The organism is Pseudomonas sp. RIT-PI-a, from assembly GCF_001187875.1.
Lineage (GTDB): Bacteria > Pseudomonadota > Gammaproteobacteria > Pseudomonadales > Pseudomonadaceae > Aquipseudomonas > Aquipseudomonas coleopterorum.
On the sequence record NZ_LGIR01000011.1, the window covers coordinates 467,971 to 494,249 of the forward strand.

Below are 26,279 nucleotides of genomic sequence, written 5' to 3' on the forward strand. Positions count from 1 at the left end.
AACCCCATGATGAAAGGTGGCATGGCCGGCCTGATGAAGCAGGCCCAGCAGATGCAGGAAAAAATGGCTCAGATGCAGGAAGAGCTGGCCAAGGCCGAAGTGACCGGCCAATCGGGCGCAGGCCTGGTGAGCGTGGTGATGACCGGCCGCCACGACGTCAAGCGCGTCAGCCTGGACGACAGCCTGATGCAGGAAGACAAGGACGTGCTGGAAGACCTCATCGCTGCCGCCGTCAACGACGCCGTGCGCAAGATCGAGGCGAACAGCCAGGACAAGATGTCCGGCATGACCTCCGGCATGCAGCTGCCGCCAGGCTTCAAGATGCCGTTCTAAAACAAAATGCCAGGCGCCAAGCCTGGCATTTTTGTATCCGGGTCACTGTGGGGCTCGCGGCTCGCGCCGCTGCTACACAGGCAGCGCAATCCCTGTGGGAGCGGGCTCTGCCCGCGCAGGCCATCCTGTGGTGCATCCGACGCCAACGCGGCACGCGCCGCAGCTACGAAGGCAGCGCAATCCCTGTGGGAGCGGGCTCTGCCCGCGAAGGCCGCGCCGAGGTTTAGCAGGCATACCGCGGCGTTCGCTTCGCGGGCAGAGCCCGCTCCCACAGTTCATCTGCTTCCACAATTCATCTGCTCCCACAATTCATCTGCTCCCACAATTCATCTGCTCCCACAATTCATCTGCTCCCACAATTCATCTGCTTCCACAACTCACCTGCCTCACACAATCTACTCACCTACAACCAACGTAACTTGCCATCCAGCCATGACCCGTTTGAACATCCCGCCACCCCTCGCTGTCCTTTTCCTATAGCCACTTGCTCAAGGAATACCCCGCAATGTCCCAAGACCTGACCCTCAACCAGCGCTTCGTCCTCGCTTCCCGCCCGACCGGTGCACCCACGCCGGAGAATTTCCGCCTGGAGCGCGAAGCCTTGCCGGATCTCGAAGACGGCCAAGTCCTGCTGCGCACCCTGTATCTGTCTCTGGACCCCTACATGCGTGGCCGGATGAGCGACGCGCCGTCCTACGCTGCTCCGGTTGAGATCGACGAAGTCATGACCGGCGGCACCGTCAGTCGTGTGGAAACGTCCAAACACCCCAAATTCCGTGAAGGCGATCTGGTCGTCGGCATGACCGGCTGGCAAACCCACTGCATTTCCGATGGCAGCAACCTCACGCCGCTGCCTGCCGGCATCCCCACCCCGTCCATGGCGCTCGGCGTCCTCGGCATGCCCGGCATGACCGCCTACATGGGCCTGACCCACATCGGCCAGCCCAAGGAAGGCGAAACCCTCGTCGTAGCCGCAGCTTCCGGCGCCGTCGGCTCGGTAGTAGGGCAGGTCGGCAAGATCAAAGGCCTCAAGGTCGTTGGCATCGCTGGTGGCCCAGAAAAATGCCGCTACGTCGTTGAGGAGCTGGGCTTCGACGCCTGCGTCGACCACAAGAGCGACACCTTCGCCGATGACCTGGCCAAGGCCTGCGACAAAGGCATCGACATCTACTTCGAAAACGTCGGCGGCAAAGTCTTCGACGCCGTCATGCCGCTGCTCAACGCCCGCGCGCGCATCCCAGTGTGCGGCCTGATCGCCGGTTACAATGTCACCGACCTGCCCGAAGGCCCGGATCGCTTCGCGCTGCTGCCGCGCATGCTGCTGACCAAGCGCATCCGCATGCAGGGCTTCATCGTGTTCGACGACTTCGGCGATCGTCATGCGGAATTCTTCTCGGCCATGGTGCCGTGGGTCCGTGATGGCAAGATCAAATTCCGCGAAGACGTGGTCGACGGCCTGGAGCGCGCACCGGAGGCCTTCATTGGCCTGCTGCAGGGGCATAACTTTGGCAAGCTGGTGGTCAAGGTCTCCGACGTCTGATCATTTGACGTGGTTCAGAGGCGCGGGTATAAACCGCGTCTCGTCGTCACATCAGGCCGCCCTCCATGAGCTTCAGCCCACTGATCCGCCAACTGATCGATAGTCTGCGCACCTTGCCCGGCGTCGGTCAGAAATCCGCCCAGCGCATGGCTTTGCAGCTGCTCGAGCGCGACCGCAGCGGCGGCAGTCGCCTGGCCCAAGCGCTGAGCCAGGCCATGGAAGGCGTCGGCCATTGCCGCCAGTGCCGTACCCTCACCGAAGAAGAACTCTGCCCGCAATGCGCCGACCCCCGGCGCGACGACACGCTGCTGTGCGTGGTTGAAGGGCCGATGGACGTCTATGCTGTAGAGCAAACGGGTTACCGCGGCCGCTACTTCGTGCTCAAGGGGCATCTGTCGCCTCTGGATGGGCTCGGGCCGGAAGCGATCGGTATTCCGCAACTGATGGCACGTATAGACGAGCAGGGCACCTTCGCCGAAGTCATCCTGGCCACCAATCCAACCGTCGAAGGCGAAGCCACCGCACACTACATCGCCCAGCTGTTGGCTAAAAAAGGCCTGGTCGCGTCACGCATTGCCCACGGTGTTCCATTAGGTGGCGAATTGGAGTTGGTAGACGGCGGCACCCTGGCCCATTCTTTCTCTGGCCGCAGACCAATCACCTTGTAACCGGTTACCATAGCCCCCGGAGCAGCGGCGCAAGCCGCGTCGGCGGTACCCGCGGTGGGCCGGAACAACCGAGGTGCTGCCGGACGCGGCTCGCGCCGCTGCTAAAAATACCGCGCGAACCGGTAACCTGTAGCAGCGGCGCAAGCCGCGTCGGCGGCACACGCAGTGAATCGGAACGCGTCATCACCGGGCTCCCACGATCCCTGTAGCAGCGGCGCAAGCCGCGTCGGCGGTACATGCGGCGGGTCTGGAAAAACGCGGTGCCGCCGGACGCGGCTCGCGCCGCTGCTACAGAAAATCGCCGTATCACTGCCTCCACACACCCATCTGCAGGGCCGACCATGCATCGCTTAGCGTTCAAGCAAGTCGACGTCTTCACGACCCAACGATTCAAGGGCAATCCATTGGCGGTCGTCCTCCAGGCCGAAAGCCTGACGCGCGAGCAGATGCAGCAGATCGCCCACTGGAACAACCTTTCCGAAACCACCTTCGTACTTCCCGCCACGCATCCCGACGCCGACTACCGGCTGCGCATCTTCACGCCCAACTCCGAGTTGCCGTTCGCCGGCCATGCCACCATCGGCAGCGCCCACGCCCTGATCGAAGCCGGACTCATCGAGCCTCGCAACGGCAAGCTGGTGCAGGAATGCACTGCAGGCCTGATTGATGTCGACATCGCACGCGGCCCCGACGGCTCGCAACTGATCACCTTCGAACTGCCACCGGCAACGATCCAGCCGGTCAACGACAGCGACCATCGCGAATTGCAGGCCGTGCTCGGCGTAAGCGTAGTGCGTGACCGCCGGCCGTGCTTCGTGACCGTGGGTCCGCGATGGCTGGTGGTGCAACTGCGCGATGCGCAAACCGTGCTGGCCGTGATACCCGACCTGGCGCGCATGGCCATCAACGATCACCGCACCAGCACCACCGGTGTGGTGATCTTCGGTCCGCACCCTGAGGGGAGCAACGAGCACATCGAAGTTCGCACGTTCGCGCCCACCTGCGGCATCACCGAAGACGCCGCCTGTGGCAGCGGCAGCGGGGCGGTCGCTGCCTTCATCCGTGCCACCGGCCAGACCTCTTCGCTGGGCTCGCAACTGCGGGTCGCCCAAGGCGCCGCGCTGGGTCGCGCCGGCAAGCTGCAGCTGTCGATCACCGACCAGTCGATCAAGGTCACCGGTGCCTGCGTCACCTGCCTCGACGGCTTCCTCAATCCCTAACCCTCGCCAGAATCACAGTCAGCGGCCTACCACCTCGATGCTGCCATCGTTGTGCTGCCGGTACAGCGTATAAGGCAGCATCAGCGTATCGGTGAAGGCCGAGATGGCCATGTCCACCGCCACGAAACCCATCTGCGGCCCGGTAGTGATTCGACCAGGCCTTGGTTCCTTGCCATTGAGCAGGCAGAAGTTATAGACCACACCGCTGTAAACCCGAGGCACGGCGCCGCAAAACGATTCCGCCTCCTTGAGGTTGTCACTGGTCACCACGTCGTCGCGAAATACCGTATTGATAGTGCCGCAACCCGCCAGCAAAGCCGCCAAAGCCATACCTGCCAACACTTTCATATCCGTCACTCCTTGTGCGAGGCCGGCACTATAACCGTTTCTATCAGCTCGCCTATCCAGGCGCGGGACGTACCTTTCGTCAGATGAACGGAACTGAGATTCACGAAAGCGCGGAGGACGTTGTCAATAGCCTCGCGAAATTCGACTGCGAAGCTGTAATGCTCATTCCAAGCTATGCTAGTTACCTCCAGTAACATCTTTTTCGCCAGTCTGTACAAGCCGCGTTACAGACCTGGCTGGCGGCCTGCATGTCCCGTGCGGACACGCCTTGGGTGGTTTGGTATCATCTGGCTTCGCGCGGGTTCGCCTACGACAGACGCGTCCTGAATCGATGCAGCGCGTCCTTTCCTCCACTTGATGGTGTTGTTTAACGTGAAAATCCTTGTAACCGGTGGTGCAGGCTTCATTGGCTCGGCAGTCATTCGCCATATCTTGGCGAATACCGACGACGCGGTGGTCAATGTCGATAAACTGACCTACGCCGGCAATCTGGATTCCCTCATGGGCAGCGAGCGCACACCGCGCTATGCCTTCGAGCACGTCGACATCTGCGACCGTGCCCAAATGGATCGGGTGTTCGCCGAGCATCGGCCCGACCGGGTCATGCACCTGGCCGCCGAATCCCATGTCGATCGGTCGATCACCGGCCCTGCGGCTTTCGTTGAAACCAACGTCATCGGTACCTACACACTGCTCGAAGCCGCGCGCCAGTACTGGTCGCAGCTCGATGCCGAACAGCAGGCGGCCTTTCGCTTCCACCACATCTCGACCGATGAAGTCTACGGCGACCTGGAAGGCCCCGAAGACCTGTTCACCGAAACCACACCGTACCAGCCGAGCTCGCCATATTCGGCGAGCAAGGCCAGCTCCGATCACCTGGTCCGCGCCTGGCAGCGCACCTACGGGTTGCCGACGCTGGTCACCAACTGTTCGAACAACTATGGGCCGTGCCATTTCCCGGAAAAACTCATTCCGCTGATCATCCTCAATGCCCTGGAAGGCAAGGCGCTGCCCATTTATGGCAAAGGTAATCAAATTCGCGACTGGCTGTATGTCGAAGACCACGCACGGGCTCTGTATCAGGTAGTGACCGAAGGTGAAGTAGGGGAGACCTACAACATCGGCGGTCACAACGAAAAACAGAACATCGAAGTCGTGCACACGGTCTGCGCCCTGCTCGACGAGCTCTGCCCGCAGTCTCCCCACCGTCCGCATGCGCAATTGATCACCCATGTACAAGACCGTCCCGGCCATGACGTTCGTTACGCCATCGACGCCAGCAAGATCCAGCGCGAGCTGGGCTGGACGCCGGTAGAAACGTTCGAGTCCGGTATCCGCAAGACCGTGCAGTGGTATCTGGATAATCCCGAATGGGTGAACCGCGTGAAGAGCGGCGCCTACCAGCAATGGATCGATACGAATTATCAAGGGCGTGAACTGTGAAAATATTGCTCCTGGGTAAGAACGGTCAGGTGGGTTGGGAGCTGCAGCGTGCGCTGGCGCCGCTGGGCAAGGTGGTCGCACTGGGCAGGAACATCGATGAAGCCGGGCTCTGCGGAGACCTGGCGGCACTTGAAGGCTTGGCTGAGACGGTACGACGCATCGCGCCGAACGTGATCGTCAACGCCGCCGCTTATACCGCCGTGGACAAGGCCGAAAGTGAGAAACAAGCCGCTGACTTGATCAACCATCAAGCCAGCGCCGTGCTCGCCCGTGAAGCGCTAGGCTTGGACGCCTGGCTGGTGCATTACTCTACCGACTACGTGTTCGATGGCAGCGGCGACCAGCCTTGGCGCGAAAGCGACACCACGGCGCCGGTCAACTACTACGGTGCCAGCAAGCTGGCCGGCGAGGAAGCCATTCGCCACTCCGGCTGCAAGCACCTCATCTTCCGCACCAGTTGGGTCTATGCCCCGCGGGGCAACAATTTCGCCAAGACCATGCTGCGCTTGGCCAAGGATCGCAAGAGCCTCAGCGTCATCAGTGACCAGATCGGCGCACCCACCGGCGCCGAGTTGCTGGCCGATGTCGTGGCTCATGCAATTCCCAAGGCGCTCGTCCAACCCGACTTGGCAGGCACCTATCACCTGGCGGCCAGTGGCGAAACGTCCTGGCATGCGTTCGCCAAGCTGGTCATCGAGAACGCTCGCAGTCAAGGCACCAAGCTGGCCGTGGAAACGGTCGAAGCCATTCCCACCAGCGCCTACCCGACGCCCGCCCGACGTCCACTGAACTCGCGGCTCGATACCAGCAAACTGACCGAGCGTTTCGGTCTGGAGCTGCCCCATTGGGAACTGGGCGTGAGACGCATGCTGGCTGAAATCAGCGCCAAGTGATGGTCGCTGAACTACCGTGCCAGGTCAGCTGTCCAAGCGCGAACGATTTGCGCTTGGCCCCGGATTTCCTGATATTCTAGCCGCCACTTCCTTGACTCATCAGCAGCGAGCGGTTTTAGGGGTTTGACGTATATGTTGTCTGCGGCGCAGGGAGCCGCCAGATCTTCGATGCGCAGGGGTGATCTACCCCATGTACAGACGGTCTACAGATCGATTTCACAGTGCCGCTACACCGGCAAACAAAGGATCCAATACGCATGAACCTGATCCCCGTTATTCTTTCCGGCGGCGTTGGCAGCCGGTTGTGGCCCGTGTCCCGCGAGGCCCATCCCAAGCCATTCATGGCGCTGCCCGACGGCCAGAACCTGATTCAAAAAACCTTCCTGCGCGCCGCCAAGCTCGACGGCGTGTCAGAAGTGCTGACCGTCACCAACCGCGAACTGCTGTTCAAGACCGAAGACGAATACCGTACCGTCAACAAGACTGGCCACGCCCAGGGCTTCATCCTCGAGCCCTTCGGCCGCAACACCGCAGCTGCCGTCGCCATGGCCGCACTGCAACTCAATGATTCCCACGGCCCCGATGCCCACATGCTGGTCCTGGCCGCCGACCACCTGATTCAGAACGAAGACGCCTTTTCCGCCGCTGTCGCCAAGGCTGTGAAACTGTCGGCCGACGGCTGGCTGGTCACCTTCGGCATTCAGCCGCAGTACCCTGAAACCGGCTTCGGCTACATCGAAGCTGGCGTCGGTACCGGCCTGGACGGCACCTTGAAAGTCGCCCGTTTCGTCGAGAAGCCAGACCTGGAAACTGCCAAGGGCTACGTCGCCGCCGGCAACTACTTCTGGAACTCGGGCATGTTCTGCTTCAAGGTCGGCACCGTCCTCGAAGAACTGAAGAAACATGCGCCGGACGTGCTGGCCGCCGCCGTGGCCGTCAAGGAAGCCTCGCGCCTGAGCGAAGCGCCGAACTATCGCTGCCTGGCGCTGGACGCCGATGCGTTTGCCCAGGTGCCGGACATCTCGGTCGACTACGCCCTGATGGAGCGCTCGGACAAAGTCGCCACCGTGCCGTGCGACATCGGCTGGAGCGACATCGGCTCGTGGAACGCGGTCAGCGAACTGACTGACGCCGACGCACAGGGCAATCGTTTCGAAGGCGAAGTGCTGTCGCACAATGCCCGCAACAACTTCGTCCACAGCGAAGACCGCCTGACCGCGCTGGTCGGCGTCGAAGACCTGCTGGTCATCGACACTCCGGACGCGCTGATGATCAGCCACAAGGATCACTGCCAGGACGTCAAGCACATCGTCGGCCAGCTCAAGGCCAACGGTCACCACCTGCACAAGCTGCACCGCACCGTGCACCGTCCATGGGGTACCTACACCACCCTGGAAGAGGGCGAGCGCTTCAAGATCAAGCGCATCGTGGTCAAGCCACAGGCGTCGCTGTCGCTGCAGATGCACCACCACCGCAGCGAACACTGGATCGTGGTCAGCGGCATGGCCGTCGTGGTCAACGATGATCGCGAGCTGATGCTCAACACCAACGAGTCGACTTTTATTCGTGCCGGCCACCAGCATCGCCTGAAAAACCCGGGCGTGATCGATCTGGTCCTGATCGAAGTGCAGAGCGGCGACTACCTCGGTGAGGACGACATCGTCCGTTTCGAAGACGTCTACGGCCGCGTTGACAAGGCCTGACCGACATCTTCCGCCTCGGCCTCTGCCCGTGTTCGAAAAACATGCGCAGGGGCCGAATCGTGCTGGTCGTTCGTCAGCGACCGTCCAATCTACCGACGTCCGCACCGATTGCGCGTCGGCCCCATAGAGCGAGCGATTGCCATGTATCCCCCTCTTCAGACCCGTTGCTTCAAGGCCTACGATATCCGCGGCCAGGTTCCCGCCGACCTCAATGACGACATCGCCTACCGCATCGGTCGCGCGCTGGTCTCCGAGCTGCACGGCAAGGCCTATGTAGTCGGGCGCGACATGCGCCTGGAAAGCCCAGGCCTGGCCGCTGCCCTGATCAAGGGCCTGACCGAGGCGGGCGCCGATGTACTCGACCTGGGCCTGTGCGGCACCGAAGAAGTCTATTTCGCCACCAGCCACCTCAAGGCCGATGGCGGCATCATGATCACCGCCAGCCATAACCCCAAGGGTTACAACGGCATGAAACTGGTGCGCGAGCATTCCAAGCCGATCAGCGGCGACACTGGCCTCGACGCTATCCGTGCCCGCGTGGAAGCCGGTAACTTCGACGACAAGGCGGCCACCGCCGGCCACGTTCGCGAAGTGTTCGACAAGAGCGCCTACATCGAGCACCTGCTGACCTACATCGACGTCAACTCGCTCAAGCCCCTCAAGGTCCTGGCTGACCCGGGCAACGGCGCCGTGGGCCCGACCATCGAATTGCTCAAGGCCAAGCTGCCGCTGGAACTGATCGTCATCAACGGCGAGCCAGACGGCAACTTCCCCAACGGCGTGCCCAACCCGCTGCTGCCGGAGAACCGCGAGCTGACCCGCAAGGCCTTGCTGGAAAACGGCGCCGACATGGGTATCGCCTGGGACGGCGACTTCGACCGCTGCTTCTTCTTCGACGACAAGGGCCGCTTCATCGAGGGCTACTACCTGGTCGGCCTGTTGGCTGAAATGCTGCTGAAGAAGCACCCCGGCAGCAAGATCATCCACGACCCGCGCCTGACCTGGAATACCATCGAACAGGTCGAGGCCGCCGGCGGCGTTGCCATCCAGAGCAAGACCGGCCACGCCTTCATCAAGGAGCGCATGCGCGCCGAAGACGCCGTGTACGGCGGCGAGATGAGCGCCCACCATTATTTCCGCGACTTCGCCTACTGCGACAGCGGTAATATCCCGTGGCTGCTGGTCGCCGAGTTGATGAGCGTCACCGGCAAGACTTTGGCCCAACTGGTGGACGAGCGCATCGCCGCGTTCCCGTGCAGCGGCGAGATCAACTACGAAGTCGCCGACGTGAAAGGCTCGATCGAGAAGATCCTGGCGTTCTACACCGCCCAGAACCCCAGCGTCGACCGCATCGACGGCATCAGCGTCGAGTTCGCCGACTGGCGTTTCAGCCTGCGGGGTTCGAACACCGAGCCATTGCTGCGCCTGAACGTGGAAAGCCGCGGCAGCGAAGAATTGGTGGCTCAGCGTGTCGCTGAGATTGAGCGTTTGATCAAAGGATAATTATGTTTGGCATGTTGAGAGGGCTTTGGGAATACCGAAGCTTCGTGGTTAGTTCGATCAAGAACGAGTTCATCGCCCGTTTCGCTCGAAGCCGTTTGGGTGGCCTTTGGATGATTATTCATCCATTGGCGCAAGTTGCAATCTATGCCCTCATCCTGTCCAACGTCCTGGCAGCCAAGCTGCCAGGCATCGACAACAAATATGCTTATGCGCTCTACCTGATGGCGGGTATGTTGGCCTGGAACCTGTTTTCCGAAATCGTCTCCAGATGCCTGACCATTTTCATCGAGAACGGAAATCTCATGAAGAAGATGCGCTTCCCGCGCATAGCCTTGCCCGTGATCGTCGTCGGTTCCTGCCTTCTGAACAACTTGCTGCTGTTCGTGGCAGTGCTCGCGGTGTTCGCCATTCTTGGGCATGCTCCGACGATGCAGATGTTCTGGCTGATCCCAATGACGTTGTCGGTCGTTGCCCTGGGCGTCGGTATCGGACTGGTACTTGGCGTGCTGAACGTTTTTCTTCGTGATATCGGGCAAGTCGTGCCCATCGTCCTGCAGATTCTCTTCTGGTTCACGCCTATCGTGTATTCGGTGAACATCATCCCCGAAGCCTTGCGCGGCGCGTTGATCTACAACCCTATGTACCCGGTCGTGACCTCCTACCAAAATATACTCGTGTATGGGACATCACCAGACATGCATCACATCTGGTCTGCGTTTGGCCTGGCGTTCGGCTTGATGCTGCTGGGCCTGTTCCTCTTCCGCCGAGCATCGGCTGAAATGGTGGATGCATTATGAGCCTGCTCACCGTCAATAACCTAGGCAAAGCCTACAGGTCGTACCGTTCCGAATGGCAGCGTATTGCCAGATGGTTCTTCCTTCCCGTAGCTCCAAGCGAAGAGCATTGGGTGCTCAAGCACGTGAGCTTCGATATCCAGCCGGGCGAGGCGATCGGCATTGTCGGGCAGAACGGCGCCGGCAAATCGACGCTGCTCAAGATGATCACCGGCACCCTGCAGCCGTCCGAAGGCAGCATCCAGGTCAATGGCCGTATTGCGGCCATTCTTGAGTTAGGCATGGGCTTCAACCCCGAACTCAGCGGTCGTCAGAACGTTTACCATGCGGCTGGCCTGATGGGTTTCAGCGGCGAGCAAATGGACACGGTCATCGACGATATCGAAGCATTCGCAGAAATCGGCGAGTACTTCGATGAGTCGGTGCGCACCTATTCGAGCGGCATGCAGATGCGCGTGGCATTCGCGGTCGCGACTGCTTTCCGGCCAGAAATCCTTATCGTCGACGAAGCGTTGTCGGTAGGCGACAGTTACTTCCAACACAAAAGCTTCGACAGAATTCGCGAATTCCAGCAGCAGGGTACGACGCTTCTCATCGTTTCCCATGACCGTGGCGCCATCCAGGGCTTGTGTAACCGAGCCATCCTGCTGGAGTCCGGCACCGTCATCAAGGATGGTCCGCCGGAAGAAGTCATGGACTTCTACAATGCGATCATTGCAGAAAAAGAGAATTCCACAGTCAAGGTGGTCACTCTGGACAGCGGTGCCGTGCAGACCCGTTCAGGTTCGGCCGAGGCAAGTATCAAGAGCGTCAGTCTGGCCGACGCGACCGGTGCTGCCGTCGAGTACGTGCCCGTTGGCGAGCCGGTTACCTTGCGGATTCAGGTAGACGTCAATGTCGCCATTCCTGAACTGGTAGTGGGCTACATGATCAAGGATCGCCTTGGTCAGGAAGTCTATGGAACCAACACTCACCATCTTGGCTGCAAATTGGCCGCACAGCAGGCTGGCGATACCCTCGAATACCGATTCGCCTTCGACGCGAATCTAGGCGTGGGCTCCTACTCCGTAGCGGTGGCATTGCATACAACCGACAGCCATATGGCGCATAACTACGAGTGGCGGGACCACGCCCTGGTGTTCAACGTGGTCAACGTGAACCGGTCCCCCTTCGTGGGTGTTTCGTGGCTGCCGCCCGTGGTGGAGTACGTCAAGTGAGTGAAAATTTCTACCGTGCATTCGAAGATCGTCATCGAGGTACGCGGGAACTGATCAGTCAGCGTTTGAAGGTTTATCTGCCCTTCATCACGCCACTGCTGGAAGGCGACGGCTCCCGCCGCGCGGCCGACCTGGGGTGCGGTCGTGGCGAGTGGCTGGAGATTCTGATCGGCTGCGGTTTTGACGCCAATGGTATTGATCTCGATGAAGGGATGTTGGAAGCCTGCCAAGAGCGTGGCCTTCCGGCTCAGCAGAATGATGCATTGAGCTATCTAGCGACCTTGGAAGACAACAGTCTGGCGATCGTCAGCGGCTTCCACATTGCTGAGCACATTCCTTTTCCAGACCTGCAAACACTCGTAGCCGAAGCACTACGCGTGCTGATCCCGGGCGGTGTGTTGATACTGGAGACACCGAATGCCGAGAACATCGCGGTAGGCACCAACGGCTTTTACCTGGATCCTACGCACGAGCGGCCGATTCCCCATCTGCTGTTGAGTTTTCTCACCGATTACACCGGTTTCTCACGTTCCAAGCTCCTGCGCCTGCAGGAGCCCGATCAGCTCAAAAATCCGGATCATCCCGTGGACCTGCTTGCGGTCCTGTCTGCAGTCAGCCCTGACTACGCCATCGTGGCGCAAAAAGCGGCCGCACTGGAAAAGCTTCAAGCCTTCGACGAAGCTTTCGGCAAAGATTATGGGCTTGCGCTCGATGCGTTGGCTCAGCGCTACGACCATGCTCGCCAGAACAGTATCGAAGAAATACGCACTCAATCCCAAGCACAGGCTCAGCATGGGGTGTGGCTGGAAAGCCTGGTCGGTCAAGTTTCCGATCGCACACTGGAACTCGAGATCAGAGCCCACAAGCTGGACGTGCTGACCGAGCGTCTAAATGGGCAAGTGCACGAGCAACTGCAGGAAATGCACGGCCAATTGCATGAAGCTGCATTGCAGTTGGTGAGAGTCGAAGCGCAGGCCAAAGAGGCAGAGCTGACGGCTCGGCTGGAGGTTCAACGCATTCAGGCCGAAGCGGTGTACAGCACCGTCGAGGCGCGCTCTAAAGAAATCGAAGAGTTCTACAAAGAAGCTGAAGCCCGTGGCAACGAAGCGAAAGCATGCTACGAGGAAGCCGAAGCTCGTGGCAACGAAGCCAAAGTCCGCTGCGAAGCAGCCGAAGCGCGTGCCGCTGAGCTGCAGCGTCAGCTTGATGAGTCGCTGGGCAATGCCCACCTCTGGTACACGCGTGCCGTTGCCTATGAATCGCATCAACGCGCTCTGTTGGCCAGCACCTCATGGCGTCTCACGGCCCCGCTGCGCTTTTGCGCGCGAACGGCTGGGCGCGTTCTGAGGTCACCTCGACACACGATCAAGGGGATCATTCGCGGTCTGGCCAGTCGTGCCGTTCGATTCGTGCTGGCGCGCCCGCGCCTGAGCATGAAGTTGAACCGAGGCCTGAAGAAATTCCCGCGTCTGCACCAACGGCTGAGCAACATGGCGCGTAATCGCTCCGCCAGCCAGCCTTACGCTGCTGCCGTCACGCCCATGGCCGATTTCAACGTAACTATGCAGGGCGAGCCTGCACCGGGCTCGCAGCGACAGACTCAGCGTGCCAATGCCATCTACCAAGCGTTGGAAAGCGCGGCTAATTCTAAGGTTGAGAAGTAATGCGTATTGTTATTGACCTGCAGGGCGCTCAGGCCGAAAACCGCAAGCGCGGTATCGGTCGCTACTGCCTGTCGTTGACCCGGGCAATTGCCGCGCAGGGTAAACATGAAGTCATCGTAGTCCTCAACGATGCGTTCGGCGAAAGCATAGATGAGCTGCGTCGCACTCTGGCTGACGTGATCCCTGCGCAAAACATCAGGGTGTGGCATTCACCCGGTGAAGTAGGCCAGATCAGCGTCGCAAACGAAAAACGCCGGCGCGCTGCGGAACTGGTCAGAGAAGCGTTTCTGGAGACGTTGAATCCGTCCATCGTTCTGGTCTGCAGCCTGTTCGAAGGGCTTGTCGACAATGTAGTCACCAGCGTTGGAATGCTCAGTTCCAACGTGCCCACGGCCGTTGTGCTGTATGACCTGATTCCCCTGATCAATCGTGAACCGTACCTTGAAAACCCGCTCGTCGAGCGGTGGTATGAAAACAAGATCGGTCATCTGAGGAGCGCGAGCGCGGTCCTGGCCATCTCAGAATCCTCACGCAGCGAAGGCCTGAAATATCTTTCGTTACCCGCTGCCAAGGTCACCAACATCTCCACAGCCGCCGACTCACCATTCAAGCAAATCGAACTGTCCGAGGCCCAGCGCAGCGAACTGTTTGGCAAGCATGATTTGGACAGGCCGTTTTTGATGTACACCGGCGGGATCGATCACCGCAAGAATATCGAAGGCTTGATCACTGCTTTTGCCAGCTTGCCGAAGAGCGTGCGAGCTGACTATCAACTTGCGATCGTCTGCTCGGTGCAACCGCACGACAAGGCCAGGCTGCTGGAACTGGCCAAAAAGTCCGGGCTGAAACCGAATGACTTGGTACTCACCGGTTTTGTGCCGGAAGAAGACCTGGTGGCACTCTACAACCTCTGCCACGCGTTCGTTTTCCCGTCCTGGCACGAGGGGTTCGGCTTGCCGGCGCTGGAAGCCATGCACTGCGGCTGTGCTGTCATCGGCGCCAATACCTCCAGCGTTCCGGAAGTCATCGGTCTTGACGAAGCGTTGTTCGATCCACGCGATCAACAGGCGTTCACTTCCAAGCTTGAACAGGTCCTGACTGATGAGGCCTTCCGCGGCAGACTGCAAAGTCACGGGCTGGCCCAAGCCGCGAAATTTTCATGGGAAAAGACGGCTGCCCTTGCGGTAGAGGCGCTCGAAAGAGCCGTAGCCGACCATATTTCGGCCCATGAGGGCGCCACCTATCCAGTGCGCAAACCCCGGCTCGCCTATGTATCGCCATTGCCGCCTGAGCGCAGCGGTATCAGCGATTACAGCGCAGAGCTGTTGCCGGAACTGGCGCGTCATTACCATATCGATGTGATCGTCGCGCAGCATGAGATATCGAATGCGTGGATCAACGCGAATTGCCAGGTTCGCTCCGTCGAATGGTTTCAACGTAACCACCGCGTGTACGACCGGGTCCTGTACCACTTCGGCAATTCAAGCTTTCATCAGCACATGTTCGAGCTGATCAAACGCATCCCAGGCGCTATCGTTCTGCACGATTTCTTTCTTTCGGGCATCGTCGCGCATCTGGAATTTCACAGCATCGTGCCTGGCTTCTGGGTCCATGAACTCTATTCGGCGCATGGCTACAAAGCAGTGCAGGATCGATTCAAGGTTGAACAGAAGGCCGAGGTAGTCTGGGCGTATCCATGCAATCTCAGTGTGCTGCGTGACGCGGTCGGGGTCATCGTTCACTCCGAGCACTCGCGGCGACTGGCTACCGAGTGGTATGGGGAAGGTGATCAGAGCGAGTGGGCCTACGTGCCGCTGCTGCGAGTGCCGGATCACAGCATGCCGGCCGACAAGACCGCAGCGCGCCGAGCGTTGGGTCTCGATGGCTACGACTTCATCGTCTGCAGCTTCGGCCTGTTGGGCCCCAGCAAACTCAACGATCGACTTCTGGACGCATGGCTGGCTTCACCCATGGCCGCAGACCCGAAATGCGTGCTGATATTCGTGGGCGAAAACGAGACCGGCGAGTACGGCGCGCAGATCCTCAAACGGATCAAGAGTCAGAGTGGTGGAGAGCGGGTCAAGATCACCGGTTGGACTGACAACAAGACCTTCAAGTCGTATCTGGTCGCGGCCGACATCGGCGTTCAGTTACGAACCTTTTCCCGGGGCGAGACGTCCGCGACGGTTCTGGACTGCATGAACCACGGTCTGGCGACCATAGCCAATGCCAACGGAGGCATGGCGGACTTGCCCGATCAGTGCGTGGTGAAGCTGGCGGATGATTTCGAGGTGGCTGAACTGACAGAAGCGCTGGTGCGTATGAGGCGCGATTCCGAGGAGCGATCGCTGTTGTCCCAGAAAGGCAAGGCGGAGGTCCACAGCAATCACTCTCCGCGTTACTGTGCCGACAAGTACGTTCGCGCGATCGAGCACTTCTATGCAGACAACGCGCACTCCGTACCTTCTTTAATCCAGGCATTGGAGGAGTTCGACGCACAGCCGCAAGACGCCCACGATCGCGCCTTGCTGGCCAACAGCATCGATCGCTCGCTGCTGCCCAGGTTCTATCAGAAGCAACTGTTCGTAGATATCTCCGAGCTGTGCCAGCGAGACGCCCGAAGCGGGATCCAGCGAGTCGTGCGCAGCATTCTTCGTCACTGGTTGCTCAATCCGCCGCAGGGCTATCGCGTCGAGCCGGTCTATGCGACAGCCGATGCACCGGGCTACTTCTATGCCCGACGTTTCACGCTCGGGTTCCTGGACTGCCCGATGGATGCGCTGGTGGATGAGCCCATCACCTTTGGTCCCGGCGATACATTCATAGGTCTCGATTTCCAGCCTAGCATCGTGCCCAACCAAGTGCAGGCACTGACTGCAATGCACCGGGCCGGCGTAGAGATCCAATTCGTGATCTACGACATGCTTCTGCTCGGGCTACCGGACTGTTTCCCGGCGCATGGCGGCGGCCTGCTGACTGACTGGTTGAACGTGGTCAGCCGCTTCGACGGCATCCTGAGTATTTCCCAGGCCGTACAAAGCGATCTCGACCGATGGCTGCGAGAACATTCGCCCGTTGCGGGTCACACGCCACGTCTGGATTGGTTTCACCTAGGGGCCGACATTCTGGAATCTGCGCCCTCGGTGGGTTTGGCTGACGACATGTCCACGCTCTTGAGCAAGCTCAAGCAGTCACCGACGTTTTTGATGGTCGGGACCCTGGAACCGCGCAAGGGCCATATCCAAGTGCTCGAAGCGTTCGAAGGACTGTGGAAGGCAGGTGAGCGCGTCAATCTGGTGATCATCGGCAAGCAGGGTTGGATGGTCGAAAGCCTGATCGATCAACTGCAGTCGCACCCCCAGCGTGGGGCGCAGCTTTTCTGGATCGAAGGGGCGAGCGATGAAAGCCTCGAAGCGATCTACGACGCCTCGACCTGTCTGATTGCGGGTTCAAGAGGGGAGGGTTTTGGCCTGCCGCTGATCGAGGCCGCCCAGCACGGGTTGCCAGTCATCGCTCGTGACATTGCGGTATTCCGTGAAGTTGCTGGCCAGCACGCGCACTACTTCCAGGGTGCCACTGCACAAGCCTTGAGCGAAGCCATACTCGAGTGGCTGGCGCTGTATCGTACGGGCGATCATCCGCGCTCGGACGAAATGCCATGGCTCACCTGGAGCCAGAGCGCCGACGCGCTCTGGGCTGCCATGCAGCCGGTCTTGCGCGAGAAGGCCGAGGTTGCAGGGGGCGCATAATTCTTATACCGTGTGCCGCATTTCATGTCTGAAAAATGCGGCCTACGGCCACGGACTTATTCCCATCAAGGCGGCAGTCACCAGTGATCCCACGACTTATCGAAATCCTCAGCGGTATTGGCTATAAAATTGTTAGAGGGCTTTTACCGCTCACGCTGATCTCGTTTCTTATCGTTGGATCCTTGGGCCTTATAGTGCACATGTCGGTACTCAAGACATTGATGTACTTCGTGACCGATAACTTCCGCTATGCAAACGGCTGTTCAATGGCCGTGGCCGCCACGTTCAACTACCTGATGAACAATCGTGCCACCTATAGCGACGTCAGCCTTTCGGGCAAACGCATCGTGATCGGTTACATGCTTTACCTGTCGATTGCGTCAGCGGGGCTGGGCCTGAGCCTGCTGATCTCCGGGGAGGTGTATGACCGCACAGTAATGCCTATGGTCTCTGCATTCTGCGGCATTGTCGTCGGGTCTTTGTGGAACTACTTCATGTCGTATAACTTTGTCTGGAAGCTTCTTTCAGCCAAGGACCGACCTGTCAAAATCTGAATAAGCATCTAATCATGAAAAAACTAGTGTTCTTTGCCACTTATAATGAAGCAGGCAACGTGGCTTCCATGATCGAGCGAATTGAGCTCGCCGCGCCCGACGCCGATATCTTGGTAGTTGACGACAACAGCAAAGATGGCACGCTGGATATTCTCGCAGGTCTGGCTCGTTCGAATCTCAAAGTCATCGTGCGCCCAGGCAAACTTGGCCTGGGTACGGCGCACTTGCTGGCCTGGAAATACGCCATCTTCCATCAGTACGACGTATTGGTCACGATGGACGGCGATCACTCCCACGATCCCGCAGATATTCCGAAACTGATTGACGGCCTGCAGGACGATGTCGACATGGTCATCGGCTCACGCTATGCGAAGGGCGGCATCTGCGACTACACCGGCTACCGCTTGCGCGTCAGCCAGGCCGCGAACAAGGCAGCGCGTCTGCTGCTGGGTATCAAGCTCACCGAATTCACGACGTCTTATCGCGCCTTCCGTGTATCCCGCCTGACCGCGATCGATTTCGACACCCTGGTGGTAGGCGGCTACTCGTTCTTCCTGGCGGTGGTCGTTCAAGCGCATTTGCACGGACTGCGACTGGGCGAACGCCCGATCCACTTCCATGAGCGCAATGCTGGTGTTTCGAAGATTCCACCTTTGGAGATCTTCCGCGGCATGTTCAACCTGCTGCGTCTCACTGCCATCTGCCATCTGGTCAAGCCGGCGCACGATATCAGCAACGACCAGCTGCACTGTGAGCATTGTGGATGCGACTTCTCCAAGATGTTCGTCGACGAGAAGAAGACCTCGACCAAGACCGTCGAAGAGATCTGCCTGAATTGTGGCGCCAAGACCGCCCGGGGTACGGTATGACAGGAGTTGTTTCTGCTCATGATGAGCATGGTAACCGCAGCGCTATCATCTTTCTTGTATTTACCGCTTTGCTGGCCGGGCTTCTTTTTCCGCTGACCGGTTCTTTGGCAGGTACCCAAGACGGCGATGGCGTGCTGACGGCGTTGATTTCCACACAGCAGTTGACCTGGTACTTCTGGGGGCAGGATCGCCTCCTGAACCTGTTTCCGGCCCTTGCGGCGCCCATCCAGGATGTCGAATGGAATCTGCATTTCCAGATCTTTCTCCGCAGCCTGTGTGCCTACCTGGCCCCTCTGGGCGTTTTGGTGTTCATTCAACGCAGCCCACGTGTCATAGCGGCTGCGATAGCGATCACCAATATTATCCTCATCGTTTCGATGAGCCAGTACGCTCAGTTCAACGTCTACGTCCAGCACAATACCTTCGGTGTCTCGTTGGTACTGTTTGCAGTGTCGTACCTGGTTTTCTGGTCGACTTTGCCAGTGCTCGCCAGAGCCATCCTGGTGCTACTCATTTGCAGTGTGGCCTATGCCACTAACTATGCCCTGTTGATGTACTCGATCCCGGCGATTGTTGGCTTCGGTATGCTGCGCATGGCCGAATGGCGCCGGTTCGTTCCCTTTTTTGCCATCAACTGCATCGCTGTGCTGATCGCCAAGTTCCACGCACAAGCGTTCGGAGATCCCTCCACCGCGTTTGGCCTGAACTTCACCCTCGATGCCTACCCACACGCATTTGGCGTGCTGGCCGAGAACCTCAACCTGCCTGTCCTGAGCGTTTGTGCGGTCATAGCGGTAGTCTGCTTCGTGACCAACAAGCACAAACCCATGCTTGAATTTCTGGGTGTCGCACTGTTGGCCGTCGCGATGTTCGTATTGCTATGTGGCACACAGTGGCTGCAAACCAATGCCTACAACATTCGCTACTACATCACGTGCGGCATCCTGCTGACCTCTTTGATGGGCTATGCGATCGCCGTCCACTTGGTAGAAAGAAAGCGCCCAGTAGGGTTTATCTGCATTGCAGGATTGATAGCTTGCCTGTTCCTACCACTGGGCGGCTTCAAGTCGGATTACAACGAGCTGGTCAATCCGCGCTGGCGCAGCGACTCGAAGGAAATCGCCAAGGTAGCCCATGAAACCCAGGCACGCTTCGTGATCGGCGGCTTCTGGGATGTCTGGCCCACCGTGTTCGAGGCCGAAGAGCTGCGTGATGGCGATGCCCACATGGTCTACGGCGGCGCGTTCCGTGGCCATGCATTGACTCAAGAGATCCTGGAATCTCTGCAAAAAGAGCCAGCCCAGAATGCCTTGTGTTTCCTGACGGAAGTGCAGGCTTGCCTGGACGAGCTGAAAAGCACTCTCCGGACGGCCCCAGAGGTTACGTTCAGCGGCGATGCTGCGACTCCTGTGACAGTTGCGGGTAAGCAGATGATCGAGTTTAAGGTTAGTTTGAACTGAGTGTCATAAGACGCGCTGGAGGGCACTCCGGCGCGTTTTGATATATATGCTGTTCCTACCTTAACGAGCTGGCCGATGGGGCAACACGCGCTGATTCTGTGCCGGTATCACAAGGGGATCCGTCATGCAGGGATTCGAGTCAATCGGCAGTCTTCCTTCGTAGCTTCTTCCTGATTCTGATTGCAGGGAGTTCTATCTGTAGGAGAGTGGCTCGGGCGCAGAAATCGAGAGTAATATCATCAAACTCTGCTGCGAGGTGGTTGGAAGTGACAATATCGACTGTGCGAGCGATCCAGAAGATCAGAAAGTGATTCGGAAAACGGCCGCAGCTGATATCCCCACGCAGATGATCAAACTTGATTGACGGAATATCGCATAGTGCTTCTATGGCGGTGAGGCTATACACAGGCCCAGTAGCACCTCACGATTCCCGGGAAAACCTATCCATGGGTGGGTGATGGGTTAGCCAAAACCAATAGCTGCAGATGGCGAAATCGCGTAACGCATAGAGATATTGTGTCGGCTTGATTTGTGCAGTCGGCTGTTTAGATAAAGCATAAAAAACAATTCTTGGCAGCAGGCGATAACCGAACCAATCCGTACTAAAATAGCCATTGTTCGAAAAAACGAGCGATGCCAAGAAGTAAGATTTCCAAGCCTATATATAAAAAGCACTACTGCGATGTATGAATAAAGCCTTTCACCAGTTTTTAATTTGAATTCTGAATGTTACTTAGAAGAGTTTATTTATTCAGATTTTCGTATTTTAGTTTTGATGCCCGCTATAAATGGATGTTTTAAGCGTGTCAAATTATTTGAAATGTTTCCCATTCATTTGCATCTCTCGCATCAAAGTAGACGTTTCCATTAGGCGCGGCACCTAGATATCCGTCTTGGCATTTAAATTGACAATGATTTTTTTGCTGGTTGCGAATAAATAGAATTGACTGATAGTTGGCGCAAACGCTGGGCTCTATCAAACCTAAAAACTCGACTCCTGTAGTTGAGCACATCATTATATTGCCGTGCTCGACTACTGCAAGTTTAGGTTCGAATTTGTCGGCTACTATCAGCGGAGTAAGCGAGCTGAATTGCTCATTAAGCTCTCTAGTAGTGACATGTCGTAATGCATTGGTGTTGCGACAAAAAACAAGAATAGTGCCATGTTGAGTCATTATAAATTGCTGTTGGACAACGTTTAGTCCAAAAAGCTGCACAAGCTCTATTTTCTTTGTCGTCGCATACAAACTAAGAGTTTTGACCGATAGCTTTCTAAGGCTATGCTGCTGATCCTCAAACTTATCTAAAAAGCTGACAGGATTACTGAAATCCAAGCCAGACTTATACATATCGGTAAGTTCATATTCCCACCAGCGACTGGAAATTAGGCGATCGACGACATGTTTGGGGAATCGAAACCTCTTAAATACAGCGGGTATACCAGCTACAATCGTATATGGTGCTACGGATTTAGTTACAACTGAATATGCTGCAACTATTGCGCCGTCTCCTATTTTTATTCCACCTGCCAAGCTAACGTTCATGCCTATCCATACATCATTGCCAATTTCTACCGGCAACTCATCAGGCTGAGGCGTAGGAACAGCGCGCGGTGTTATAGTCTGCTGATGATCTCTTTCCTGTGCGTCGCTAATATAAGCTGAGATATTTTCGCGGTTAAAATTAAAAAAAGCAGATGAGGTGGATACCGCGTCAATTGGATGTCGAAAACCAAAATGGCGGACATTTTCCGCAATACTGCAATATCTACCAACTAGAGTATTATGGCGGAGTTCCGAAGCACATGAGGTGAACGCTCCGCAAGAAAAAAAGTTGTAACCATCTGCTACAGTCGCGTATTGCTCAATGGCAGCGTGTTTACCAACGCAAACTATATCTCCTTCGGCCAACCTATGAAGATACATACCTCTCTCTTGGTTATCCATTCCTTGCCGATACTGAAAAATACCCATTTTCTCTAGAAGCACGCGAAAGCCGTCATCTACCCGAACTAAGCAATGGTCCGCATGCTCCTCTAAGATCATGATTATTTAGCTCCTAAAATCTTTACTGTTGTGATAGTCGTTAAGTATATCAGCCAATGCTGGTGAGGAAAGCCCCTGAATTACTTTTTCGAGACTTTCTCTATGCGTTTTAAGTGCGTGCGGTAGTTCAGCTAAAGCTCTTTGGAATCGAGCAGTAACAAATTCTTCTGATTCTGAAATGATTTTTTTGAGATTTTCCCCCGCTAAAAATTGTTCGCGAGCAAGCTCATAGCTAGCCCACGCTGATGATTCAAATTCGAGTGTGGTAAAACCCTCTCCTATTTTTTCGTAGCCGGTGGCGCGATTTAGCTTAAAGCTACCCTGCTCCTCAGGGATGCCGTTGTAGATCATCGAAAGATACTCCATTTCAGATCTGGACATGCGATGTACTACAATATAATCTTTGATAGATGATTTATCACGGGATACGAACTGATGATTCAAACCTTCCGATTCAGATCCAATGTAGTCATCACCATTTGCTAGGACAACGCGTTCATCTGGATCGAGCAAGGGCTTGTGAATATCAATTCTATTAACTCTTGAATTAGTGCGAATAAGAGATTTTCCGAGTCTCGATAACTTATAAGAGTGAGCTCTTTGGAGGTAGGTGAAGGGATCAAGAGTGCCTGCTTCAGTGCACCATTCAAAATATATTGCACTGGCATCTGCAAGCCTCGTAACGCAGTCGTGTATGGAGTCCTTGAAATTCAAGGGGATCCAAAACTCATCTATATCCAAAAACATGACGTGCGTGTTGTCGAGTTTGCTTTGGTCGTATCCGTAAGCGTAAGCAATATGCTGTATGTGCGCTGAAATATTGGGTGCGGTCAGATCAATCCAGTCTATAGACTGAAAACGCACCCTGGGTGTCTGGTCTTTGATAGCCGACATCAGTTTTAACGTATTATCGCTGGTGCGATTAACCAATATCTCTATTTCGTCGAAGCCGAAATAGAGATGATGAAAAATCCACTCTGGCAGGTATGCGGCTTCGTCTTTGGCAATGGCCAGTAACTTGATCTTTGGACGCATGATTTTTGTCTCCTAAATGAATGGGTGAGCGCCTACTTGACTGACAACAGGTCCCCATTTAAAGACATGTAGAATATTTTTTATGTCGAACTCTTTACGAATGCTAGGGTAGTTCATAGCATCCCATTTGTCCATCGGAGCAAGTATATGGAAATTCCCCAGTCCTCTATCTCCTGGATTCTGTGCATCTGAAGTCACGCTGTCACCAATATGAAGAAACCGATTCTTGTTGTTTTCTGTGGTCAGTTTACGATCGATCATATTCCACATTGTTCCAGAATCCTTTCTTAATCCAAGGTCTGAAGAGACAAAAAGTTCATACGGGCATGTGACTCCGGATTTCTTCAGTAAGGTCGCTATATGGTCACGAGTATAGTATGTATCTGTTATGAAGAAGATTGTCTTCCCTTGGGCCGCTATAGCGTTTACGAGCTCAACCATTGTAGCTTTTCCGCTAAGCATGGCCAGGTCGAGTTGAAATTCGAGATCTGCAAGCTGCACTGGGCTTAGCTCAGTGGCCAGACTTGGTGCTAATTTTGAGTAAATATCATAGATACCTACGTCGCCAGAAAAGTTGTTGGCAATTCGCAATTCCAGCTCGGCTTGATTCCGATATTCAACAAACTTCATTCCAGAAACGCCGAGATTCAAGATCTCAGCCATCTTGAACTTTGCAATGTCAGGCTCCAAATGATCTCGATAGACGATCGTATCGAATACATCGAATGAAATAATCTGATGGCAATTCACAGCATGAAGCAAGCGCCCATAGTTGTCTGCAAGATATGATCTGTAAATAAAAGAATCATCTTCAGTGAAGTCGCCACTAGTTGGGTTGTAAAATAGCTGTTTGTACCCCTTGTTTTTTACTAGGTAAGGAATAATTCTTTCAAGAGCATGCAGCTCCGTACCATCGGCTGCGAGCGGTTCAGGCGGGAAAGATTCGTATGCCCATTCCTGCTCAAGTATATCTTTGAGTGCCGACGGTCTTGCCCAGAACATGCCCCCAGCCGGATATGCGAAAAAATCCTCGGACTGCGTTATCCCATATTTATTGGCAAGTACATGTCGGCCGATTCCTTTGTTTTGTAGCCAATGATTGACCCATGGGGGTAAGTTCCAGAATGTTACTGGATAATATATTCCGTATTCTGGGTGGTGATCAAGTATCTGAAGTGCTTGAGAAAGTACGTGTTTGTCTTTTGCGAGGTACTCGATCAGATAGTTAGCCCATTGGCTTTGCTCTTGCCCCGAGTAGAGAGATCTCTTCGAATGCATATGTAGAAAATAATCATATTCAAGCAACTCCTTGCCGAACTCAACAAGAAAAGGGCCGAAGTTGCGACCACGATTTGGAACATGGTTAACGTAGACTCTGTCAATACGGGGGTTTTTTGAAAACCTCTCCCGACACCGATCTACGAGCGAGACCTCGGTAGTCAGTACATATAAGTCAAAATTAAAATTTACACCATATAGCGCATCATAGAACCTGTCTACAAAATCTTCATAGAAGATGTGGAGTACTACCGCATATCGATGCTGCTTTTTTATAGGCTCATCTTCCCAAGCTTGAGACACTGTATGCCTTGGTGTCCATTCGATTTTGTGTGGGAATACGGATCGCCCTTCCATATATCCTGTAGATAGATAGTGCTCTAGAGGGGATATGCCCGAGTGATAGACGTCTGGGTTATCGCGTAAGTAACACGCGCTATTGAAGTTGAGGGACGGCGAAATGTCTACATATGGAGATTTTCGAAGATAGTCGTTGAACGCCTCATATTCATTACTGAATGATAATTTATATGTGGCGGTGTACCAGTTCGCATCAAATAAGTCTAATGCAATTGCTTTCTCATATAGCTTGGCAATATTAGGCACTTTTTTTACGCCTTAAAAAAATCGATTGGATTCAATGTTCCGAGCCCGCTGATTGAGTCATCAATTTCGAACAGTTCCCGCGCGCTCTGAGGGAAGATGTACGGAGTAGATACGAACTTGCCATAGTAGCTATTCAGTTCGTCCGGTGTCATCGTTGTCTTATTTTGAAGAGCTCGAATCGCATATGTCGTAGCACCCTCGATGATTTCAAAAAGCTTAAAGTACTTGATTTGCGCTACGGTTTTTTTGCCAAATGTAAACTCAGTAGTGCCAGACGTTTCTGTGATATCAACAACCTGTCCATGAGGTGCGGTTAACATTGACTCTATAAATAACGACCGATCCAATATCGGTACTCCAAGACCAAATTCTTGATTGCTCAGCAGATGCCCAATAAATCCGCTTGTGGGGCCGTCAATAGCTTTAGTAGTGGTAATAAAATAGTGGCCAATAGTCCTTTTGTCCGTAAGCGAGGTCAGTATTTTCTGGATCGTACCTGCATACCCAATATCAACCACATGCTCGGTAGGACGTTTACCAAATCCAATTTTATTTAGATAGTTGAGATAGGCTTTTGTTTTTGGCTGTATCATACTAACTAGCTCGATCTTGCGTGTATCAAAGAAATTTTTAACAATTTCGCGGTCTCGGGGTAAAACCAGGTCTTCTCGGTCGAGATCTGTATGAAATCCTTTTGCTCCACATAAAATTTTAATTTCATCATTGGCCAAATGGAAACGGTCAGAAAGTAATTTTCTAATCGAACCCGTGTAATGATGATCAAGAACTGCGTCCCACAACTCAGGACTGCCTAGACACAGTTTGAAAAGCAGGGTTCTCGAGCATAATAGATAGGTAGTATCGACCGTTTTTATTAAATCAAGCTTCTGAAGTCTGGAATTGATGTGTTGAAGTACGAAACCCTCCCGAGCTAAAAAATGCAATCTTTTTACGTCTTTGTTTTTTTCCAGATATGACGACAGATTTTTGAAGTACGAGGCTATGATAGGGCCAAGTAAAGCTGCACCCAGTTTCCTCAATGTTTCGATTTCTGAGTCGTCCATGGCTGGAGAACTTGGTCTGTACAAAAAAGTCTTAGTTCGCTCAGCGTCCTTAAGTTTGTTATTATCTATCTTGATTGCTTCGGTTTCTGTGCTACTGATGTTTCCACTGCTATCTTTCTGAAGCGAATGAAGGATATTCAAGTTGTAGGTAGCAAAACCACGCACGGGTTCGTCTTCCGACAGGAGGCGTCTGTATTTTTCAGCAGCTGACTCCAAGTCGCCTAGTTCAAATGCCGTATTCGCTTCACGAAATAATGCATGTGCTTCATTGGTGATTGGCATTTTGCACCATG

20 protein-coding genes are annotated in these 26,279 nt (G+C 55.4%); 15 read left to right on the top strand and 5 right to left on the bottom strand.

Translation table 11 applies throughout. From position 1 onward, the window contains the following. The first annotated feature begins 6 nt into the window (after window positions 1–6). The 4 genes from AC788_RS04460 (at window position 7) to AC788_RS04475 (ending at window position 3,761) form a co-directional block, all read left to right on the top strand. Window positions 7–333, top strand: coding sequence for a YbaB/EbfC family nucleoid-associated protein (locus tag AC788_RS04460; RefSeq protein WP_043189078.1), 327 nt, complete (start codon window positions 7–9; stop codon window positions 331–333). Between the two features lie 505 nt (window positions 334–838). After that, on the top strand, window positions 839–1,873 hold the full coding sequence (locus AC788_RS04465; RefSeq protein ID WP_049859396.1) for an NADP-dependent oxidoreductase: 1,035 nt from the start codon (window positions 839–841) through the stop codon (window positions 1,871–1,873). Between the two features lie 65 nt (window positions 1,874–1,938). After that, complete coding sequence (gene recR, locus AC788_RS04470) at window positions 1,939–2,541, top strand: recombination mediator RecR (protein ID WP_049859397.1); 603 nt, start codon at window positions 1,939–1,941, stop codon at window positions 2,539–2,541. Between the two features lie 341 nt (window positions 2,542–2,882). After that, complete coding sequence (locus AC788_RS04475) at window positions 2,883–3,761, top strand: PhzF family phenazine biosynthesis protein (RefSeq protein ID WP_049859398.1); 879 nt, start codon at window positions 2,883–2,885, stop codon at window positions 3,759–3,761. A gap of 18 nt (window positions 3,762–3,779) precedes the next feature. On the opposite strand, the gene AC788_RS04480 is transcribed toward AC788_RS04475, so the two are convergent. Then, entirely contained in the window at window positions 3,780–4,109 is a 330-nt protein-coding gene (locus AC788_RS04480; protein ID WP_049859399.1) for a YceK/YidQ family lipoprotein, read from the bottom strand. A 372-nt stretch (window positions 4,110–4,481) separates the two neighbouring features. Here AC788_RS04480 and rfbB point away from each other — a divergent pair, with 372 nt between their 5' ends. The 11 genes from rfbB to AC788_RS04540 all read left to right on the top strand — a co-directional run bounded on the left by rfbB (window position 4,482) and on the right by AC788_RS04540 (window position 19,958). Further along, the gene (gene rfbB, locus AC788_RS04490) at window positions 4,482–5,552 is read left to right on the top strand and encodes a dTDP-glucose 4,6-dehydratase (protein ID WP_122742825.1); all 1,071 of its coding nucleotides are present in this window, start codon (window positions 4,482–4,484) and stop codon (window positions 5,550–5,552) included. Continuing rightward, complete coding sequence (gene rfbD, locus AC788_RS04495; protein WP_049859402.1) at window positions 5,549–6,445, top strand: dTDP-4-dehydrorhamnose reductase; 897 nt, start codon at window positions 5,549–5,551, stop codon at window positions 6,443–6,445. The genes rfbB and rfbD overlap by 4 nt, the downstream gene beginning before the upstream one ends. Before the next feature lie 257 nt (window positions 6,446–6,702). Further along, window positions 6,703–8,148, top strand: coding sequence for a mannose-1-phosphate guanylyltransferase/mannose-6-phosphate isomerase (locus tag AC788_RS04500; protein WP_049859403.1), 1,446 nt, complete (start codon window positions 6,703–6,705; stop codon window positions 8,146–8,148). A gap of 141 nt (window positions 8,149–8,289) precedes the next feature. Beyond that, a complete protein-coding gene (locus AC788_RS04505) occupies window positions 8,290–9,651 on the top strand; it encodes a phosphomannomutase/phosphoglucomutase (RefSeq protein WP_049859404.1) in 1,362 nt (453 codons plus the stop codon). Between the two features lie 2 nt (window positions 9,652–9,653). Further along, window positions 9,654–10,448, top strand: a complete 795-nt coding sequence (locus AC788_RS04510; RefSeq protein ID WP_049859405.1) for an ABC transporter permease — start codon at window positions 9,654–9,656, stop codon at window positions 10,446–10,448. Continuing rightward, a complete protein-coding gene (locus AC788_RS04515) occupies window positions 10,445–11,662 on the top strand; it encodes an ABC transporter ATP-binding protein (RefSeq protein ID WP_049859406.1) in 1,218 nt (405 codons plus the stop codon). Before AC788_RS04510 ends, AC788_RS04515 begins: the two co-directional genes overlap by 4 nt. Beyond that, complete coding sequence (locus AC788_RS04520; protein ID WP_049859407.1) at window positions 11,659–13,326, top strand: class I SAM-dependent methyltransferase; 1,668 nt, start codon at window positions 11,659–11,661, stop codon at window positions 13,324–13,326. The genes AC788_RS04515 and AC788_RS04520 overlap by 4 nt, the downstream gene beginning before the upstream one ends. Further along, complete coding sequence (locus AC788_RS04525; RefSeq protein ID WP_049859408.1) at window positions 13,326–17,075, top strand: glycosyltransferase; 3,750 nt, start codon at window positions 13,326–13,328, stop codon at window positions 17,073–17,075. The genes AC788_RS04520 and AC788_RS04525 overlap by 1 nt, the downstream gene beginning before the upstream one ends. A 35-nt stretch (window positions 17,076–17,110) precedes the next feature. Beyond that, window positions 17,111–17,629 carry a GtrA family protein gene (locus AC788_RS21235; protein WP_082223565.1) on the top strand — a complete coding sequence of 173 codons (519 nt, stop codon included), beginning with the start codon at window positions 17,111–17,113 and terminating at the stop codon, window positions 17,627–17,629. Window positions 17,630–17,655: 26 nt separating this feature from the next. After that, on the top strand, window positions 17,656–18,498 hold the full coding sequence (locus tag AC788_RS04535; protein WP_236690460.1) for a polyprenol monophosphomannose synthase: 843 nt from the start codon (window positions 17,656–17,658) through the stop codon (window positions 18,496–18,498). Beyond that, complete coding sequence (locus AC788_RS04540; RefSeq protein ID WP_152965702.1) at window positions 18,495–19,958, top strand: hypothetical protein; 1,464 nt, start codon at window positions 18,495–18,497, stop codon at window positions 19,956–19,958. Before AC788_RS04535 ends, AC788_RS04540 begins: the two co-directional genes overlap by 4 nt. A gap of 806 nt (window positions 19,959–20,764) precedes the next feature. On the opposite strand, the gene AC788_RS21240 is transcribed toward AC788_RS04540, so the two are convergent. From AC788_RS21240 to AC788_RS21575, 4 genes are read right to left on the bottom strand one after another with little or no spacing between them, the layout of a single operon-like run. Beyond that, the gene (locus AC788_RS21240; RefSeq protein WP_082223566.1) at window positions 20,765–22,003 is read right to left on the bottom strand and encodes a CatB-related O-acetyltransferase; all 1,239 of its coding nucleotides are present in this window, start codon (window positions 22,001–22,003) and stop codon (window positions 20,765–20,767) included. A 6-nt stretch (window positions 22,004–22,009) separates the two neighbouring features. Beyond that, window positions 22,010–23,038, bottom strand: a complete 1,029-nt coding sequence (locus tag AC788_RS04545; protein WP_049859412.1) for a glycosyltransferase family 2 protein — start codon at window positions 23,036–23,038, stop codon at window positions 22,010–22,012. 12 nt (window positions 23,039–23,050) lie between these two features. Continuing rightward, window positions 23,051–24,922: a rhamnan synthesis F family protein gene (locus AC788_RS04550; protein ID WP_152965703.1), complete on the bottom strand. Its 1,872-nt coding sequence runs from the start codon at window positions 24,920–24,922 to the stop codon at window positions 23,051–23,053. 5 nt (window positions 24,923–24,927) lie between these two features. Next, a complete protein-coding gene (locus AC788_RS21575) occupies window positions 24,928–26,268 on the bottom strand; it encodes a tetratricopeptide repeat protein (protein ID WP_152965704.1) in 1,341 nt (446 codons plus the stop codon). Between the last annotated feature and the right edge of the window lie 11 nt (window positions 26,269–26,279).

What these genes read in the sequence shown, in the direction of transcription:
- AC788_RS04460 (WP_043189078.1), top strand. Translation starts at nt 7, where the DNA reads ATGATGAAAGGTGGCATGGCCGGCCTGATGAAGCAGGCCCAGCAGATG.
- AC788_RS04465 (WP_049859396.1), top strand. Translation starts at nt 839, where the DNA reads ATGTCCCAAGACCTGACCCTCAACCAGCGCTTCGTCCTCGCTTCCCGC.
- recR (WP_049859397.1), top strand. Translation starts at nt 1,939, where the DNA reads ATGAGCTTCAGCCCACTGATCCGCCAACTGATCGATAGTCTGCGCACC.
- AC788_RS04475 (WP_049859398.1), top strand. Translation starts at nt 2,883, where the DNA reads ATGCATCGCTTAGCGTTCAAGCAAGTCGACGTCTTCACGACCCAACGA.
- AC788_RS04480 (WP_049859399.1), bottom strand. Translation starts at nt 4,109, where the DNA reads ATGAAAGTGTTGGCAGGTATGGCTTTGGCGGCTTTGCTGGCGGGTTGC.
- AC788_RS04500 (WP_049859403.1), top strand. Translation starts at nt 6,703, where the DNA reads ATGAACCTGATCCCCGTTATTCTTTCCGGCGGCGTTGGCAGCCGGTTG.
- AC788_RS04505 (WP_049859404.1), top strand. Translation starts at nt 8,290, where the DNA reads ATGTATCCCCCTCTTCAGACCCGTTGCTTCAAGGCCTACGATATCCGC.
- AC788_RS04510 (WP_049859405.1), top strand. Translation starts at nt 9,654, where the DNA reads ATGTTTGGCATGTTGAGAGGGCTTTGGGAATACCGAAGCTTCGTGGTT.
- AC788_RS04515 (WP_049859406.1), top strand. Translation starts at nt 10,445, where the DNA reads ATGAGCCTGCTCACCGTCAATAACCTAGGCAAAGCCTACAGGTCGTAC.
- AC788_RS04525 (WP_049859408.1), top strand. Translation starts at nt 13,326, where the DNA reads ATGCGTATTGTTATTGACCTGCAGGGCGCTCAGGCCGAAAACCGCAAG.
- AC788_RS21235 (WP_082223565.1), top strand. Translation starts at nt 17,111, where the DNA reads ATGCGGCCTACGGCCACGGACTTATTCCCATCAAGGCGGCAGTCACCA.
- AC788_RS04540 (WP_152965702.1), top strand. Translation starts at nt 18,495, where the DNA reads ATGACAGGAGTTGTTTCTGCTCATGATGAGCATGGTAACCGCAGCGCT.
- AC788_RS21240 (WP_082223566.1), bottom strand. Translation starts at nt 22,003, where the DNA reads ATGATCTTAGAGGAGCATGCGGACCATTGCTTAGTTCGGGTAGATGAC.
- AC788_RS04545 (WP_049859412.1), bottom strand. Translation starts at nt 23,038, where the DNA reads ATGCGTCCAAAGATCAAGTTACTGGCCATTGCCAAAGACGAAGCCGCA.
- AC788_RS21575 (WP_152965704.1), bottom strand. Translation starts at nt 26,268, where the DNA reads ATGCCAATCACCAATGAAGCACATGCATTATTTCGTGAAGCGAATACG.